Origin of the sequence: Pseudobacillus badius (genome assembly GCF_002189605.1) — a bacterium.
GTDB classification, from domain to species: Bacteria; Bacillota; Bacilli; order Bacillales; family Domibacillaceae; genus Pseudobacillus; species Pseudobacillus badius.
Map to the genome: position 1 here is coordinate 306,611 of NZ_MWMM01000001.1, position 16,534 is coordinate 323,144.

General features: G+C 44.1%; 17 protein-coding genes and 1 other annotated feature. All 17 genes read left to right on the top strand.

Annotated features, from left to right (window positions below; genetic code table 11):
- Window positions 1–45 precede the first annotated feature (45 nt).
- The 17 genes from B1A98_RS01500 to pyrR all read left to right on the top strand — a co-directional run bounded on the left by B1A98_RS01500 (window position 46) and on the right by pyrR (window position 16,494).
- Window positions 46–894: a cell division protein FtsQ/DivIB gene (locus B1A98_RS01500; protein ID WP_223663127.1), complete on the top strand. Its 849-nt coding sequence runs from the start codon at window positions 46–48 to the stop codon at window positions 892–894.
- Between the two features lie 347 nt (window positions 895–1,241).
- Window positions 1,242–2,531 (top strand): cell division protein FtsA, encoded by a 1,290-nt coding sequence (ftsA, locus tag B1A98_RS01505; RefSeq protein WP_063383468.1) that lies wholly within the window; start codon window positions 1,242–1,244, stop codon window positions 2,529–2,531.
- 40 nt (window positions 2,532–2,571) lie between these two features.
- Window positions 2,572–3,729, top strand: coding sequence for a cell division protein FtsZ (gene ftsZ / locus B1A98_RS01510; protein ID WP_041099831.1), 1,158 nt, complete (start codon window positions 2,572–2,574; stop codon window positions 3,727–3,729).
- Window positions 3,730–3,993: 264 nt separating this feature from the next.
- Window positions 3,994–4,920, top strand: coding sequence for a sigma-E processing peptidase SpoIIGA (spoIIGA, locus tag B1A98_RS01515; protein WP_041099833.1), 927 nt, complete (start codon window positions 3,994–3,996; stop codon window positions 4,918–4,920).
- 38 nt (window positions 4,921–4,958) lie between these two features.
- Window positions 4,959–5,678 carry an RNA polymerase sporulation sigma factor SigE gene (gene sigE, locus B1A98_RS01520; RefSeq protein WP_041099835.1) on the top strand — a complete coding sequence of 240 codons (720 nt, stop codon included), beginning with the start codon at window positions 4,959–4,961 and terminating at the stop codon, window positions 5,676–5,678.
- A gap of 292 nt (window positions 5,679–5,970) precedes the next feature.
- Window positions 5,971–6,747, top strand: coding sequence for an RNA polymerase sporulation sigma factor SigG (sigG, locus tag B1A98_RS01525; protein ID WP_041099837.1), 777 nt, complete (start codon window positions 5,971–5,973; stop codon window positions 6,745–6,747).
- A 108-nt stretch (window positions 6,748–6,855) separates the two neighbouring features.
- The gene (locus B1A98_RS01530; RefSeq protein WP_041099839.1) at window positions 6,856–7,128 is read left to right on the top strand and encodes a YlmC/YmxH family sporulation protein; all 273 of its coding nucleotides are present in this window, start codon (window positions 6,856–6,858) and stop codon (window positions 7,126–7,128) included.
- Between the two features lie 68 nt (window positions 7,129–7,196).
- Entirely contained in the window at window positions 7,197–8,030 is an 834-nt protein-coding gene (pgeF, locus tag B1A98_RS01535; RefSeq protein WP_063383469.1) for a peptidoglycan editing factor PgeF, read from the top strand.
- Window positions 8,027–8,698 carry a YggS family pyridoxal phosphate-dependent enzyme gene (locus tag B1A98_RS01540; protein WP_063383470.1) on the top strand — a complete coding sequence of 224 codons (672 nt, stop codon included), beginning with the start codon at window positions 8,027–8,029 and terminating at the stop codon, window positions 8,696–8,698. The genes pgeF and B1A98_RS01540 overlap by 4 nt, the downstream gene beginning before the upstream one ends.
- A gap of 17 nt (window positions 8,699–8,715) precedes the next feature.
- Window positions 8,716–9,153 carry a cell division protein SepF gene (locus B1A98_RS01545; RefSeq protein ID WP_063383471.1) on the top strand — a complete coding sequence of 146 codons (438 nt, stop codon included), beginning with the start codon at window positions 8,716–8,718 and terminating at the stop codon, window positions 9,151–9,153.
- Between the two features lie 5 nt (window positions 9,154–9,158).
- A complete protein-coding gene (locus B1A98_RS01550; RefSeq protein WP_041099847.1) occupies window positions 9,159–9,422 on the top strand; it encodes a YggT family protein in 264 nt (87 codons plus the stop codon).
- A gap of 154 nt (window positions 9,423–9,576) precedes the next feature.
- The gene (locus tag B1A98_RS01555; protein ID WP_063383472.1) at window positions 9,577–10,353 is read left to right on the top strand and encodes a YlmH family RNA-binding protein; all 777 of its coding nucleotides are present in this window, start codon (window positions 9,577–9,579) and stop codon (window positions 10,351–10,353) included.
- Window positions 10,354–10,457: 104 nt separating this feature from the next.
- Window positions 10,458–10,967 (top strand): DivIVA domain-containing protein, encoded by a 510-nt coding sequence (locus tag B1A98_RS01560; RefSeq protein ID WP_041099851.1) that lies wholly within the window; start codon window positions 10,458–10,460, stop codon window positions 10,965–10,967.
- A gap of 57 nt (window positions 10,968–11,024) precedes the next feature.
- Window positions 11,025–11,248: a binding site (T-box leader), on the top strand.
- A 213-nt stretch (window positions 11,249–11,461) separates the two neighbouring features.
- Window positions 11,462–14,233, top strand: coding sequence for an isoleucine--tRNA ligase (gene ileS / locus B1A98_RS01565; RefSeq protein ID WP_063383473.1), 2,772 nt, complete (start codon window positions 11,462–11,464; stop codon window positions 14,231–14,233).
- Window positions 14,234–14,396: 163 nt separating this feature from the next.
- Window positions 14,397–14,864 carry a signal peptidase II gene (lspA, locus tag B1A98_RS01570; RefSeq protein WP_041099855.1) on the top strand — a complete coding sequence of 156 codons (468 nt, stop codon included), beginning with the start codon at window positions 14,397–14,399 and terminating at the stop codon, window positions 14,862–14,864.
- Complete coding sequence (locus tag B1A98_RS01575; protein ID WP_041113092.1) at window positions 14,857–15,768, top strand: RluA family pseudouridine synthase; 912 nt, start codon at window positions 14,857–14,859, stop codon at window positions 15,766–15,768. The genes lspA and B1A98_RS01575 overlap by 8 nt, the downstream gene beginning before the upstream one ends.
- 189 nt (window positions 15,769–15,957) lie before the next feature.
- Entirely contained in the window at window positions 15,958–16,494 is a 537-nt protein-coding gene (gene pyrR / locus B1A98_RS01580; RefSeq protein WP_041099859.1) for a bifunctional pyr operon transcriptional regulator/uracil phosphoribosyltransferase PyrR, read from the top strand.
- The last annotated feature ends 40 nt before the right edge of the window (window positions 16,495–16,534 follow it).

Genomic DNA, 16,534 nt, shown 5'->3' on the forward strand with positions numbered 1-16,534 from the left:
CTTTCTCTCTGCATTACAATAGGTGTAATAGAACAGGCGGCATAGATGTTGAGCCGCTTTTCCATTTATTTAATTGGACAGATCGGTGAACCTGGAGGAAAGGATATGGAGAAGGGAAAAATTATCTCTATTGAAGAGAGAATTCCGAAGCTCAAAAAGTTGAGAAAGCGAAAAACAAATCGGCGGCTCATTTTTATTATTTCCTTGTTTTTCCTGATTCTACTAGCTGTTGGCTATTTCCAATCGCCGTTAAGTAAAGTAGCTTCTATTGAGGTGAAAGGAAACCGGCTGACGCCGGATGCTGAGATTATTGCCCACAGCGGGATTGAGCAAGGGGAGAACATCTGGAAAGCCGGGTCAAGACAAGCCGAAAAAAATCTTGAGCGCGACCCGAAGATTCAGCAGGCTGACGTATCCGTCACTTTTCCGAACAAAGTAAAAATTTCTGTGAAAGAACAGCAAAAACTGGCCTACCTGTCAAAGGGAAAAAAGCTTTTTCCAGTGTTAAACAATGGTACGATACTGAAAGAAGCAGTGGGCAGTACACCTGAACAATTGCCCATTCTTTATAACTTTAAAGCAGGTGCTGAGCTGGACCAGCTGATGGACTCGCTGGAACAGCTGCCAAATGAAATAGTCAATTCTATTTCAGAAATTTATTACGCGCCCAAAAAAACAGATTCACGCCATATTCAATTGTTCATGAATGATGGATTTGAAGTTTCAGCCACATTGAAGACATTTCCTGAAAAGATGGTTTATTATCCGGCGATTATTAGCCAGTTGGATCCAAATGTCAAAGGAGTTATTGATTTAGAGGTGGGCTCGTATTTTAAAGCTTATAATTCGGGAAAAGAGAAGGAACCGGCCGATGAACCGATTCCTCAACCATAAATACTGTAATTATTTTCTATACAGTTATTTGATGGTGAGTAAAAAATTTACTTAATTTCCTAAACTTGAAACGAAACAATAGCTTCCTTTCAGTAAAATTGACTTTTCTAGGGTGACAACTTGGTGTAGACTTGTAGATAGCTTCTCTTTAGTACTTTATGCGTCTTGCACCTTTCTGTTTTCGCAAGCCGTCTATTAAAAAGCTAAAATAACAAAAAATATTAAAATTTAAAAGGGAATTATGTTGAAAATGACGAATGTTTTCTACTATATAAATAATTCGATCAAAGAGAACGAAATTGTTGTTCGGACAATGAGTTTTTCAGAGCCAAGGGAGGTGCCACAGAATGAACAGCAATGAAGTGTTAGTAAGTCTTGACATCGGTACGTCCGCTATAAAGGTAATTATTGGTGAGATGGTAAATGATTCGTTAAATATTATCGGTGTCGGCAACGTAAAATCGAAAGGGATTCGCAAAGGTTCTGTCGTAGACATTGATGAAACCGTTCATTCGATAAAGAAAGCAATCGAACAAGCAGAAAGAATGGTAGGCATAGAGATTAAACAAGTGGTCGTCGGCATCACCGGCAATCATGCTCTGCTGCAGCCGTGCAGCGGAGTGGTGGCAGTTTCCAGTGAAAATAGAGAAATTACTGATGTGGATGTAGCCAGAGTCATTGATGCTTCCCAGGTAATGTCTATTCCTCCTGACCGGGAAATCATCAACGTGATTCCGAAGCAATTTATCGTTGATGGCTTAGACGAAATTACAGATCCGCGCGGCATGATCGGTGTCCGTTTGGAGATGGAAGGTATTATCGTTACAGGCTCTAAAACATTTTTACATAATACATTACGTTGTGTAGAGCGAGCCGGTCTTGAAATCATGGACATTGTTTTTCAACCGCTGGCAGCAGGGGAGATTGCTTTATCAAAGGATGAGCAAAATTTAGGAACAGTTCTTATTGACATTGGAGGAGGCTCTACTACAGTAGCGGCATTCAGTCAAGGGAATATAAGAGCTACTGCTGTCTTTCCGATTGGCGGCGATCACATTACAAAAGACCTATCTATTGGATTGCGGACTACGACTGAAGATGCAGAGCAAATTAAGCTGAGACACGGACATGCTTTTTATGACATGGCCTCTGAAGAAGAAGTGTTTAGTGTTCCGATTATTGGCAGTGATCAGCACCAGCAATTCAGCCAATTGGAAATTTCTGATATCATTGAAGCGAGATTGGAAGAAATATTTGAAATGATTCTTGATGAATTGAGGCATCAAGGAGTTCATGATGTACCGGGGGGATTTGTTTTAACAGGCGGCACATCTGCCATCCCTGGTATTTTAGATTTAGCCCAGGATGTTTTCCAAAACCGTGTTCGTGTGGCTATCCCGGATTACATTGGCGTAAGGGAGCCTCAATACACAGCAGCAGTCGGTTTAATCAAATATGCTTATAAAAACGCGAAATTACAGGGCAGAAAAGTAAGTGCTGTCGAAGAGCCGGTGACGGTACCTGAATCACGGCATGAGGAGCCTTTGCCACCTAAAAAAGCAAGGCCTGAAAAGCAGCCGGAGCAGAAGCTGACTTCAAAAGTCAAAAAGTTTTTCGGATACTTTTTCGAAGAATAAGTCATCGTAGAGAAATAACGACGAATTAGGAGGATTTGTCATGTTGGAGTTTGATACTAATTTAGATTCATTAGCGACGATAAAAGTTATTGGCGTAGGCGGCGGCGGAAACAATGCTGTCAATCGCATGATTGAACATGGGGTGCAGGGGGTTGAATTTATTGCCGTAAATACGGATGCCCAAGCACTTAACCTGTCAAAAGCTGAAGTGAAAATGCAAATTGGCTCGAAGCTTACCCGCGGACTCGGAGCAGGAGCGAATCCGGAAGTAGGCAAGAAAGCCGCTGAAGAAAGCAAAGAGCAAATTGAAGAGGCTTTGCGCGGAGCAGATATGGTATTTGTTACAGCTGGAATGGGGGGCGGAACAGGTACTGGTGCAGCTCCCGTCATTGCGCAAATTTCGAAAGATCTTGGAGCCTTAACTGTGGGAGTGGTTACTCGCCCATTTACATTTGAAGGACGGAAACGGGCTACTCAGGCAGCCAGCGGCATCGAGTCGATGAAAGCAGCGGTGGATACACTGATCGTTATCCCGAATGACCGGCTGCTTGAGATCGTCGACAAAAGCACGCCGATGCTTGAGGCATTCCGTGAAGCGGATAACGTGCTTCGCCAAGGGGTTCAAGGGATCTCAGACCTTATCGCTACTCCTGGTTTAATCAACTTGGATTTTGCTGACGTAAAAACAATCATGTCTAATAAAGGATCAGCATTGATGGGGATTGGCATTGCTTCCGGTGAAAACCGTGCCGCTGAAGCAGCGAAAAAGGCGATTTCCAGTCCATTGCTCGAAACGTCGATCGACGGAGCACAAGGCGTGATCATGAATATTACAGGCGGAACGAACTTAAGCCTTTACGAAGTACAAGAAGCTGCTGATATCGTTGCTTCTGCTTCAGACCAGGAAGTTAATATGATCTTTGGTTCCGTCATTAATGAAAACTTAAAGGATGAAATCGTAGTAACTGTTATTGCAACCGGCTTTAAAGAGTCCGACTTGCAGCAGCCGAAGCAGTCGCGCCCTAGCTTCAACCAAATGAAGCAACAGCCGGCTCAAACACCGGTTTCACCGCCGAAGCGTGAGGTAAGACACGAAGAGGCCCCTCAACAAGAAATGCCGTCAAGACAGCCATCTCAGCCTGCAGAGGATACGCTTGACATTCCAACATTCCTTAGAAACAGAAATAGACGCCGATAAAAGGCAGATCAACTGATAAAGCTAAAGGCTGTTCCATATGGACAGCCTTTAGCTTTTTATTTTATTATAGAACATCAGTTCTGCTGTTGCAAACTTTTCGCTCCTCTTCCTCTTCCCTCTAATATGACAAAAACCGGAATTTTCCTTTAAAAATTGTTTAGTTTCCTTTCTATATTGTGACACACTTCTTTTTCATTGCTCGATATACTTTAAACAAATGTTTTAATTGTATGAAATAACGCTGGCAAGGAGGGAGAAATACGTGTGGTTTTATACTTAGACGCATTATGGCTGCTCAATCTGCTTGCAGACAGCCTGTTGTTATGGATGACAGCTATCTTTCTGAAGCGGCCGGTTAAATGGCATCGCCTTCTTTTAGGAGGAGGAATCGGATCTGCTAGCATTCTGATGATGGTCACCCCTTTTGCAGAAGCGGCGGGCCATCCGCTTGCAAAAATTGCTTTATCAGCAGCCATGGTGTTTGCTGTTTTTGGTTATCGGCGCTGGAAATATTTTTTTGTTAATTTAATGGCCTTTTATTTCTCCACATTCTTAACCGGCGGGATGCTGCTTGGTGCTCATTATTTTATTCAATTTGACATGCAGCTAGAATCCAACCTGTTTCTTGCGGGATTAAAGGGATTTGGCGATCCTGTCAGCTGGATATTTGTCATGTTTGGTTTGCCGGTTGCTTTTTACTTTGCCAGGAGCCGGGCAGGCGACTTTGAGACAGCCAAGCTTCAACATGATCAGCTGCTTGATGTGAAGGTAGTCATCAATAATGTCGAGTTTCTGTTAAAGGGTCTTGTAGATACAGGCAATCAACTGCATGATCCTATATCGAAAGCGCCTGTCATGTTTGTTTCCATTGCCGGCTTGGAAGAAAAGCTTCCGGAAGAGGTAATTAAAGCGGCAGAACAGCCCGAAGTTTTGCTTTTTCAAGATGAATATTTACCAAAGGAATGGCTGAATAAAATGAGGCTTATCCCTGCTAAGTCTGTAGGAAAGGCTCACCAGCTGTTGCCGGCTTTCAAGCCTGACGATGTAAAGATTAGCAACCACAAGAAAAGTGTAGCTGTCCCGAAAGTGCTTGTTGCCTTTACTTCTATGAATTTATCATCCGATGGTCAGTTTTCATGCATCCTTCACCCAAAAATGGTCTTATCTTTATCGTATGAAGAGGTTTCGTAAACAGAGATATTTATTCTTATTAACGAGGAGGAGGCTTTATGAGGAGTTTACGGTTAAAAATCACTTATTATTGGTACAAGCTGCTTATTAAATTAAAGCTGAAAACGGATGAAATTTATTATATTGGCGGAAGCGAAGCGCTTCCTCCGCCTTTATCAAGAGATGAAGAAGAAAAATTGCTGATTAAGCTGCCAAAAGGCGATCAAGCAGCCAGAGCCCTGCTGATCGAAAGGAATTTGCGTCTTGTGGTCTATATTGCCAGGAAGTTTGAAAATACAGGCATCAATATTGAGGATTTAATCAGCATTGGCACGATTGGATTAATCAAAGCTGTAAATACATTTAATCCCGAAAAGAAAATTAAATTAGCTACGTATGCATCAAGATGTATTGAAAATGAGATTTTAATGTATTTGCGCCGCAACAACAAAATTCGTTCTGAAGTGTCGTTCGATGAACCTTTAAACGTTGACTGGGATGGAAATGAGCTGCTGCTTTCCGATGTGCTCGGGACAGATGATGATATTATTACACGAGACATTGAGGCGGGAGTAGATCGAAGTCTGTTGTTTAAGGCGATGGAGCATTTATCTGACCGGGAAAAGCAAATCATGGAGCTTCGTTTCGGATTAAAAGGAGAAGAGGAAAAAACACAAAAAGACGTGGCCGATTTATTGGGGATTTCACAATCTTACATTTCCAGGCTGGAAAAGAGAATCATCCAGCGTCTGCAAAAAGAGTTTAATAAAATGGTTTGACTGGCGAGTAAGCCCGATTCTGCCTGCAGTCTGTCACCTCGGCAGCTGCAGGCAGAATCGGGCTGTGGCCATTCACGGGATTTTTCTGTTTATCTCACATTTCAAGTGCGTTTGAAAATTTGGTTAAATAGTCCTTGTTCCCAAAAGGTGGAAAAAGTGATTTTTTCTCTCAGGGACTATTTTACTAATGGTGCAGCGCGAGCTCTTCCGTTTTTCTTTGATGCATAGTTTTCTTTTTGCAGGGAGATACTGTTGGTTGTACAGCAGTTCCTGCGAGGAGGGGATTTTCATAATGGCACGTAATAAAGTGGAAATATGCGGTGTGGATACCTCGAAGCTCCCGGTATTAAAAAATGAAGAGATGCGCGATTTATTCCGCCGCCTTCAAGGAGGGGAGCTGAGTGCACGGGAAAAGCTTGTGAATGGAAATTTGCGGCTTGTGCTAAGTGTCATTCAACGATTTAACAACCGCGGTGAATACGTGGATGACTTGTTTCAAGTCGGTTGTATTGGACTGATGAAATCCATTGATAACTTTGATTTAAGTCATAATGTCCGTTTCTCTACATACGCTGTGCCTATGATTATCGGTGAGATTCGTCGGTATTTGCGTGATAATAACCCAATCCGCGTATCCCGTTCACTGCGGGATATTGCTTATAAAGCGCTGCAGGTGAGGGAGCGATTGATTGCTGAGACATCGAAGGAACCGACGGCTGAAGAAATCAGCAGGGAACTGGATGTGCCAAAAGAAGAAATTGTATTTGCCCTTGATGCGATTCAAGATCCAGTTTCTTTATTTGAACCGATTTATAATGATGGCGGAGATCCGATCTTTGTTATGGACCAGCTAAGCGACGACAGCCATAAAGATACGCAATGGATTGAGGAAATTGCTTTAAAAGAGGGGCTGAAAAGGCTGAACGACCGCGAAAAAATGATCATTCGAAAACGCTTTTTTCAAGGGAAAACACAAATGGAAGTGGCTGAAGAAATCGGCATCTCCCAGGCACAAGTCTCAAGGCTGGAAAAGGCGGCTATTAAACAAATGAATAAAAACATTAATTAAAAAGATGAAAAAATAAGACTCTTTCGGGCAGGTGTCCAAGGAGTCTTATTTTTTTATTTTCGCATATAGTAATATATCGGCAACTAAGGATCAAAGGAGGCAACGTGTTTGGGAAGAATATCTGATTTCCAGTTAAAAGATATTGTCAATGTCGCCAACGGCAAGAAGCTCGGGAATATTTCTGATATTCATTTGAATTTAACAGCAGGAACAATCGACTCGATCGTCATTAGCACATCAGGAAAAATTTTTGGCCTCTTTGGAAAAGAAGAAGAAATTGTTATTCCTTGGTCACAAATTGTTAAAATTGGCGAAGACGTAATTCTCGTTCGGCATTCAGGGCATTCTCCCGCTGGAGAAGGGGAAACGAAAGGCGAATAATTTGTTTTTCAGTGACGTTTCTTGTTTGATTATGTTACACTAAAAGAAAATGCTCGGGAGTAGAAAATATGACGGAACCCTTTGTTTCTGCGCACGACAGCTTTTATATAATCAAAGATTGGCACGAAGCGGTGCCTGGTCTTGTGGCGGGTTTTTCCACTAAAATCGGCGGTGAGAGCACTGGAGAGTTTGCCAGTTTAAATACCGGTTTCCATGTGAACGATCGCCCGGAAGATGTAAGGGCTAATCGCGAAAGGATTGGCAGTCTTGTAGGCATTCCCGCCGGATCTTGGGTTGGCGCCTGCCAGACACATGGAAAACGCGTGGCCCAGGTGACTAAAACAGATAGCGGCAAAGGCGGTCTCTACTATGAGTCAAGCTTTCCGGATACAGATGGTTTGTACACAAACGAAAAGGGCATCCTATTAACGCTTTGCTATGCTGATTGTGTCCCTCTTTATTTTTTATCCAAAAAGGACAAACGGATAGGCACGGCTCATGCAGGCTGGAAGGGCACGGTGCTCGGCATCGGTGCCCGGCTTGTGGAAGAGTGGGAAAAAGACGGAATCAAGCCGGAAGATATGGAAGCGGTAATCGGGCCGTCTATTTGCCAGAAGTGCTATAAAGTAGACAGCCGAGTCATTGACCGGGTGCGCCAATGGACAGATGACCGTTCCCCGCTTCCTTTTGCTCCGGCAGAGGGAGAACCTGGACAGTTTCATCTTTCTTTGCAAGAGCTAAATGAGCTGATTTTGATACAAGCAGGGATTCCCCGTGAAAATATTCGTTCTTCCAAACGGTGCACAAGCTGTAATAATGAATTTTTTTCTCATCGCCGCGATAATGGAAAAACAGGAAGAATGCTGGGGTTCATTGGATGGAAGGAAGGAGTTTCAACATGAAAGTGGCAGACAAACTGCAAGAGGTGCAGAGGCAGATTCAAGAAGCCTGTGACAGATCGGGCCGACAGCCTGATGAAGTGAAAGTTATTGCTGTAACAAAATATGTATCAGTGGAGCGAGCACAGGAAGCGCTCGAAGCTGGACTCCTTCACCTCGGAGAAAACCGGGATGAAGGGCTTTTGGAAAAGTGGGACAAGCTCCAGGGAGAGCCCGTCTGGCATTTTATTGGCAGCTTGCAATCACGAAAGGTGAAACAGATTATTGATAAAGTGTCATACATACATTCGCTTGACCGGCTTTCATTGGCGAAGGAAATTAACAAGCGGGCGGCACAGCCGGTTAAGTGCTTCGTTCAAGTGAATGTATCGGGAGAAGAATCTAAGCATGGGCTGTCTCCTGAAGAAGTAATGTCATTTGTCGAGCAGCTCGCCCAATATGAGAAGATTACAGTATGCGGCCTCATGACGATGGCGCCGTTAACAGACGATGAACAGACGCTGCGTCAGTGCTTTAAGAAGTTAAAGAAACTCCAAGAAGATATTCAAAGCAGAGAATGGTCTTATGCGCCATGTGCAGAATTATCAATGGGCATGAGCAATGACTATCAAATTGCTATTGAGGAAGGCGCGACAATGGTGAGAATTGGCACAGCCCTTGTTGGTGAATAAGCCCAGGAGGTGGAGTGATGGGAATCAAGTCTAAATTTAAAGCCTTTTTTATGTTAGATGAAGATGACTATCAGCTGGTGGAAGAGCCTGAAGCAGATGAGGAAGAAAGAACAGCAAAAAGCTCAAAATCTGCGAAGAAGAATATAGTAAGCCTGCAAAGTGTGCAAAAATCCTCCAAGGTGATTCTTAGTGAGCCGCGGGTATTTGCAGAAGCACAGGAAATTGCTGACCATTTAAAGAACCGGCGGGCTGTTATCGTGAATTTGCAGCGCATTCAGCATGACCAAGCTAAGCGGATCATTGATTTTTTAAGCGGAACTGTCTATGCGATCGGCGGAGACATTCAGCAGCTAGGCCCGAAGATCTTCCTGTGCACTCCGGATAACGTGGAGGTCGACGGCAGCATTACACAGTTTTTAACGGAAGACGATACTAATAATACGGGGTGGTCATAAGCGACATGTTAATAGTAGTTGGTTTATTAATGAGATTGATCGAGCTTTATTCATGGGCTCTTATCATTTATATTTTAATGTCTTGGTTCCCGAATGCCCGGGAAACTTCGATTGGCCGCTTCTTTGCCAGAATTTGCGAGCCTTATTTGGAGCCTTTCCGCAAGATTGTTCCCCCGATCGGCATGATTGATATTTCGCCGCTTGTTGCCTTTTTAGTGTTGAATTTGGCAGTAAGAGGACTGAATCAGCTCGCCATTTGGGTAATTTGATAGTTTGATTTGACCGTAATGGGAAGCAGCCGCTTCCTTTTTTGCTTTTAATCCGTCCGAGAGGCTTGATGAAGGAAATTGATTTGGTTCTTTATTCAGGGCAAAGGCGCCAGGCGGTTTGAAACAGAGTGATAAGGGAAAGGAGAAAAATGCCATGTCATCTATTTATCAGCACTTTCGCCCGGAGGAAAAGGAGTTTATTGACCAGGTGCTTGAGTGGAAAAGAGAGGCGGCTGAAATGTATGCACCAAAGCTGACCGATTTTCTGGACCCGAGAGAACAGGAAATCGTTCAATCGATAGTTGGTGAGCAGGGTGATACCACGGCTTTCTTTTTTGGAGGAACAGACCGGTCAGAGAGAAAAAGAGCTTATATTTGCCCTGGTTATTTCACCCCCTCGGAAAAAGACTTTGATACTGTGCTATATGAGGTGAATTACCCTGATAAATTTGTGTCGGTTACTCATCCGCAGGTGCTTGGCAGTTTAATGGGGCTGGGCTTGAAGAGAGGGAAATTTGGCGATATTCTGACAGACGGCAAAAGAGTTCAATTTTTGGCGGCAGCAGAAGTGGGCCGTTACATTGAATTGAATTTTAATCAAATAGGAAAAACCAAGATAACGCTTAGTGAAAAGGATGGACAAGAGGCGATTGTTCCAGAAGAAGACTGGAAAGAACTAGCGGCTACTGTCAGTTCCTTGCGCCTTGATGCGATCTTGTCCGCTTTTGCAAAGCAATCGAGGCATAAAGTACAAGCGGCCATCAAGGGAGGGCTGGTGAAGGTCAACTGGAAGCAGCAGGAGAATCCGGCATTCGAATGCAAAGAGGGAGATATGCTTTCGATGAGGGGAGCAGGAAGGGCGAAGCTAATAGCTGTTGAAGGGAAAACCAAGAAAGAAAAATGGCGAATTATATTAGGAATGGTAAAATAAATTCTCAAAATTAGAGGAATTTTACCACAAACTGTGGAAAAACCATTATAATGTTAAACAGCAGATAAAAATGTGAATGAAAGATTTGCACTGGAGGTGGGCTTATGCCTTTAACGCCGTTAGATATACATAATAAAGAGTTCAGCCGGGGATTTCGCGGATACGATGAAGACGAGGTAAACAGTTTTTTAAATCAAATTATCAAAGACTATGAATTAATTATCCGCGAAAAAAAAGAGCTGGAAGAGCAGTTGAACAGCCAGAGTGAAAGACTTGGTTATTTTTCAAACATCGAGGAAACGTTAAATAAATCGATTGTTATTGCCCAGGAAACTGCAGAGGAAGTAAAAAGAAACGCTCATAAAGAAGCCAAGCTTCTTATCCGGGAAGCAGAAAAGAATGCCGACCGGATCGTCAATGAGTCATTGGCAAAAGCCAGAAAAATCGCTATTGAGATTGAAGAGCTGAAAAAACAATCGAAAGTGTTCCGCACCCGCTTTAAGATGCTGATGGAAGCCCAGCTTGATTTGCTTAATAATGATGACTGGGATGCCCTGATGGAATTTGAAGTGGATAACGAGGAGCTGGAGAAGCTTAGCGAAGACGATTTGTAAGCTTGACGAACAGCCGGACAGTTTTTATAATTGAAACATTAGAAAAAAGCGAATAAGACAGATGCGATGATAGGGACAGTACATTTTTCAATTCTTTTTAAGCGAGCCAGGGAATGGTGCGAGCCTGGTAAAACTGGAAAATGGAACATCACCCTGGAGCGCTCTTTTTGAACGAAATAGTCAAGTAGAGAAGAGCGGGTCATTCACGATACGAATGCTTGAGTGAACACATTTTTTGTGTTAAACAGGGTGGCACCGCGGGAAACCTTCTCGTCCCTTTTCTAGGGATGAGAAGGTTTTTTTGTTTAGACTTTGTGAAACGGGGCGCCGATTGTTTTTGACTCATTCGAGCAAAGGATGTCTCTTGCACGCTTTAGCTGAATGGAATGAAAATGAACTGTTTATTTCGTCCTGTTCAAATGAACCGAACAATAGCATGGCGCGTTAACCTTGCTGTTATATAGGTGGCAGCTGTAAAAAAAGGAGGATATACAATGGAATACAAAGACACATTATTAATGCCAAAGACAGAGTTCCCGATGCGCGGCAACTTGCCGAAGCGTGAACCGGCTATGCAGAAGCAATGGGAGGAAATGAGAATTTATGAAAAAGTTCAGGAGCGGACGAAAGGGCGGCCAATGTTCGTTCTGCACGACGGCCCTCCTTATGCAAATGGCGATATCCACATGGGCCATGCGCTGAACAAAATTTTAAAAGACTTTATTGTCCGCTATAAATCCATGAGCGGTTTCCATGCTCCTTATGTACCCGGCTGGGATACACATGGATTGCCGATTGAGCAAGCGCTGACTAATAAAGGCGTCAATCGAAAAGAAATGACCATTGCAGAATTCCGCAAGCTATGTGAGAAATATGCGTATGAACAAATTGAAAATCAAAAAGAGCAATTTAAACATTTAGGCGTACGCGGGGATTGGGATAACCCTTATATCACATTAAAGCCGGAATATGAAGCCCAGCAAATTAAAGTTTTCGGAGAAATGGCGAAGAAGGGCTATATTTATAAAGGCCTGCGGCCAGTTTACTGGTCTCCATCCAGCGAGTCTGCTCTGGCTGAAGCTGAAATCGAGTATAAAGACAAGCGCTCGCCATCTATTTATGTGGCCTTTGATGTCAAAGACGGAAAAGGCGCACTGGAGGAAGGCACTAAAATTGTCATCTGGACGACAACTCCTTGGACGATTCCTGCCAACCTCGGCATTTCCGTTCATCCGGAATTAAAGTATGCTGTTGTAAAAGCAGGCGGCGAGCAATATGTGGTGGTTGAGGACTTGGTTGAAGAAGTGGCTGCCAAAGTAGGATGGGAATCTCCTGAAATCGTGAAGACAGTCAAAGGGGAAGAGCTTGAGTACATTGTAGCGAAGCATCCGCTGTATGAGAGAGATTCTCTTGTCATGCTGGGCGAGCACGTCACGATCGATGCTGGAACCGGCTGCGTGCATACAGCTCCTGGTCATGGGGAGGATGACTTCCAAATCGGGAAAAAATACGGACTAGATGTTCTTTGCCCGGTTAACGACCGCGGAGTGATGACAGAGGAAGCGCCAGGCTTTGCCGGCTTGTTCTATGATGAAGCAAACAAGCCAGTGACGGAAAAATTAGAAGAAGCAGGCGCACTGCTCAAATTAGAGTTCTTCACGCATTCTTATCCGCATGACTGGCGGACGAAAAAACCGGTGATCTTCCGGGCAACTGCTCAATGGTTTGCTTCTATTGATAAGTTCCGGAATGAGCTTCTTGAAGCCATTAAGGAAACAAAATGGGTACCTGCATGGGGGGAAACGCGTCTCTTTAATATGGTTCGTGACCGTGGAGATTGGTGTATTTCCCGTCAGCGGGCATGGGGTGTGCCGATCCCGGTTTTCTATGCTGAAAACAATGAACCGATTATTACAGATGAAACAATTAGCCACGTGTCTGAATTATTCCGCAAACACGGCTCTAATGTTTGGTTTGAAAGAGAAGCAAAGGATCTTCTTCCAGAAGGCTTTGCTCATCCTGGAAGCCCGAACGGCCAATTTACGAAGGAAACGGATATTATGGATGTATGGTTTGATTCCGGCTCTTCGCATCAGGCTGTGCTGGAAGAGCGGGAGGATTTGCAGCGTCCGGCTGATCTTTATCTTGAAGGATCTGACCAATATCGCGGCTGGTTTAACTCTTCATTAACAACTGGTGTAGCGGTGACTGGCAAAGCTCCTTACAAAGGGGTGCTGAGCCATGGTTTTGCTCTTGATGGGGAAGGCCGCAAAATGAGTAAATCACTTGGAAATGTCGTTGTTCCTTCAAAGGTCATGAAACAGCTCGGAGCTGATATTTTACGTCTATGGGTAGCATCCGTTGACTTTCAAGCGGATGTCCGTGTATCAGATGCCATCTTAAAGCAAGTGGCGGAAGTCTACCGGAAAATCCGTAATACGTTCCGCTTCCTGCTCGGCAATTTAGCTGATTTTCAACCGGCTGACCATGCTGTTGCCTATGAAAGCCTGCGCGAAGTGGATCAATTTATGCTTGTGAAGCTGAATGAATTGATCAAGGAAGTTCACTATCATTATGAAAACTATGAATTCGCTGCTATCTATCATGCGGTAAATAATTTCTGTACAGTTGATTTAAGCGCCTTCTATCTGGATTTTGCAAAAGACATTCTGTACATTGAACCGGAAAATCATCAGGATCGCCGTGCGATTCAAACAGTCCTTTATGAAACACTTCTCGCGTTAACAAAGCTGTTGTCGCCAATCTTGTCGCATACAGCCGATGAGGTTTGGGCATACGTGCCGGGTGTCACAGAAGAAAGTGTCCAGCTGACAGATATGCCAGAGTGGAAAGCACTTGATGGAGCAGCTGAGCTGACGGATAAATGGACGAAGTTTATGGATGTACGCGATGATGTGCTGAAAGCGCTCGAAGAAGCCCGCAACGAGAAGGTCATCGGCAAGTCGTTAACAGCCAAGGTGACTGTCTATACTGATCAGGAAACAGGCGCGTTGCTTGATTCTATTCAGGAAGACATGAAACAATTATTAATTGTTTCCGGGTTTGAGCGGGGAGGAGCGAAAGAGGAAGCTCCTGCTCATGCGATGGTATTCGATCATATCGCTGTGACAGTCGAAAAAGCAGAAGGAGAAACGTGCGAACGCTGCTGGACGGTCTCCGCTGAGGTAGGAGAAGATCCGAAGCATCCGACACTGTGCCCGCGCTGCGCTGATGTTGTCTCTAAACATTTCACGGAAGCACAGTAAGACAGATAATAGCAAGCCGATTATACTCGCTTAAATAGGAGGTTGTCCTGCAAGTGTCCGTTCTGATAATTTATGCTCTTGGGTAATTATCGGAAACGTGTGTTGCTTGCAGGACAGCTTTTTTAATGGCTGAAAAGAGGCGCATAGAAATGGAGGAGTTTCTTTGTATTATTTGTTAGCGCTGCTTGTAGTATTGCTGGACCAATGGACAAAATGGTTAGTTGTAAAAAGTATGGAAATTGGCGAAAGTGTAGAAATTATAAAGGATTTCTTTTATATTACTTCCCATCGCAATCGGGGAGCCGCATGGGGGATGCTGGAAGGACAATTCTGGCTCTTTTATCTCATCACACTGGTAGTTGTGGCAGGAATCGTATATTATATGCAAACAGAGGCAAAAAACAAGCCGCTTATGAAAAGCGCTCTTGCATTTTTGCTTGGAGGGGCGATTGGCAATTTCATTGATCGCGTGTTCCGCAAGGAGGTCGTAGACTTCTTTAACACGTATATCTTTAATTACGATTTCCCAATATTTAATATTGCCGATGCTGCTTTAACATTCGGCGTTATTTTGCTGTTTATTGCCATGTTTATGGAAGACAGGAAGGAAAAGAGGAAAGTGAATGGATAGGATAGAATATAAAGTTCGCGAAGAAGAAGAAAATGTCAGGATTGATAAAGTAGCAGCGGGGATTAACGAGGAATGGTCACGCACACAAGTGCAAGATTGGATAAAAGCCGGCTTGATAAAAGTCAATGGCAAGCCTGTCAAATCGAATTATAAGTGTGTGCAGGGAGATGAACTGCTGATTGATATTCCAGATCCGGAGCCTCTTGATGTAGAGCCGGAGGAGTTGGATCTTGACATTTATTATGAGGACGGGGATGTGCTTGTCGTCAATAAGCCGCGGGGAATGGTCGTTCACCCTGCTCCAGGACATTTATCCGGAACGCTTGTCAATGGGTTAATGGCGCATTGCAAGGATTTATCGGGAATTAACGGCGTGATGCGTCCGGGCATTGTTCACCGGATCGATAAAGATACGTCAGGTCTGCTGATGGTAGCCAAAAACGACATGGCGCACGAGAAGCTTGTTCAGCAGCTTGTTGACAAAACGGTCACCCGGAAGTATCGTGCCATTGTCCATGGCGTGATTCCGCATGATCATGGCACGGTTGACGCACCGATTGCCCGTGATCAAAAAGACAGACAAAGCATGACGGTGGCTAACGGCGGGAAGCATGCTGTTACGCATTTTCACGTGCTGGAGCGGTTTGAAAACTTTACATTCGTTGAATGTGTGCTTGAAACCGGCCGTACTCATCAAATCAGGGTGCATATGAAGTATATTGGCTACCCGCTTGCCGGAGATCCGAAGTACGGGCCTAAAAAGACGCTCGATATTGATGGTCAGGCGCTGCATGCAGGCGTGCTTGGCTTTATTCATCCGCGTACGGGTGAATATATGGAATTTGAAGCGCCTCTTCCGAAGGAATTTGAGCGCCTGCTAGAAATCTTGTCGAAAAACAATTGACAAGCGAAAAAAGAAAAGGTAAGCTTAGGATAGTTGAATAAGACCTTTAACACACAGTCCCGTGAGGCTGAGAAGGTAACGGATTGCATGCAGGAGGAGCCTTGTTTCTTCTTCGCATGCTTGCATGAACGCACCCTCTCGTCTTTCGGCGAGAGGATTTTTTTATGATCAAGGTCATGAGGTGATGAAATGGAAAAAGCAACGGTGATGGATGAGCAGGCGATACGCCGGGCATTGACGCGAATTGCCCATGAAATATTGGAAAAAAACAAAGGAATTGAAAATTGCGTTCTGATCGGAATCAAAACAAGAGGGATTTATTTAGCGCAAAGGCTGGCAGAACGGATTAAGCAAATAGAAGGACAAGATATACCAGTAGGTGATCTTGATATCTCGTTATACAGAGACGATTTATCAGTAAAAACAGTCAACAATGATCCGGAGGTCAAGGGGTCTGATATTCCTGTAAGTGTAACGAATAAGATCGTCATTCTTGTTGACGATGTGCTTTATACGGGCAGGACGGTCCGTGCTGCCATGGATGCAGTGATGGATATTGGCCGGCCCTCCCATATTCAAATGGCTGTGCTGGTTGACCGCGGCCACCGCGAGCTGCCGATCCGAGCGGATTATGTCGGGAAAAACATTCCTTCAGCAAGCAGCGAGCGAATCGTTGTTGCCTTAGAAGAAGCGGATGGAATAGATCAAGTAACCATTCATGAATAAAGCAGGTGCTCTTTAATCGTTGTCCAGAGAGACAAACAAA

What these genes read in the sequence shown, in the direction of transcription:
- B1A98_RS01500 (WP_223663127.1), top strand. Translation starts at nt 46, where the DNA reads ATGTTGAGCCGCTTTTCCATTTATTTAATTGGACAGATCGGTGAACCT.
- ftsA (WP_063383468.1), top strand. Translation starts at nt 1,242, where the DNA reads ATGAACAGCAATGAAGTGTTAGTAAGTCTTGACATCGGTACGTCCGCT.
- ftsZ (WP_041099831.1), top strand. Translation starts at nt 2,572, where the DNA reads ATGTTGGAGTTTGATACTAATTTAGATTCATTAGCGACGATAAAAGTT.
- sigE (WP_041099835.1), top strand. Translation starts at nt 4,959, where the DNA reads ATGAGGAGTTTACGGTTAAAAATCACTTATTATTGGTACAAGCTGCTT.
- sigG (WP_041099837.1), top strand. Translation starts at nt 5,971, where the DNA reads ATGGCACGTAATAAAGTGGAAATATGCGGTGTGGATACCTCGAAGCTC.
- pgeF (WP_063383469.1), top strand. Translation starts at nt 7,197, where the DNA reads ATGACGGAACCCTTTGTTTCTGCGCACGACAGCTTTTATATAATCAAA.
- B1A98_RS01540 (WP_063383470.1), top strand. Translation starts at nt 8,027, where the DNA reads ATGAAAGTGGCAGACAAACTGCAAGAGGTGCAGAGGCAGATTCAAGAA.
- B1A98_RS01545 (WP_063383471.1), top strand. Translation starts at nt 8,716, where the DNA reads ATGGGAATCAAGTCTAAATTTAAAGCCTTTTTTATGTTAGATGAAGAT.
- B1A98_RS01550 (WP_041099847.1), top strand. Translation starts at nt 9,159, where the DNA reads ATGTTAATAGTAGTTGGTTTATTAATGAGATTGATCGAGCTTTATTCA.
- B1A98_RS01555 (WP_063383472.1), top strand. Translation starts at nt 9,577, where the DNA reads ATGTCATCTATTTATCAGCACTTTCGCCCGGAGGAAAAGGAGTTTATT.
- B1A98_RS01560 (WP_041099851.1), top strand. Translation starts at nt 10,458, where the DNA reads ATGCCTTTAACGCCGTTAGATATACATAATAAAGAGTTCAGCCGGGGA.
- ileS (WP_063383473.1), top strand. Translation starts at nt 11,462, where the DNA reads ATGGAATACAAAGACACATTATTAATGCCAAAGACAGAGTTCCCGATG.
- B1A98_RS01575 (WP_041113092.1), top strand. Translation starts at nt 14,857, where the DNA reads ATGGATAGGATAGAATATAAAGTTCGCGAAGAAGAAGAAAATGTCAGG.
- pyrR (WP_041099859.1), top strand. Translation starts at nt 15,958, where the DNA reads ATGGAAAAAGCAACGGTGATGGATGAGCAGGCGATACGCCGGGCATTG.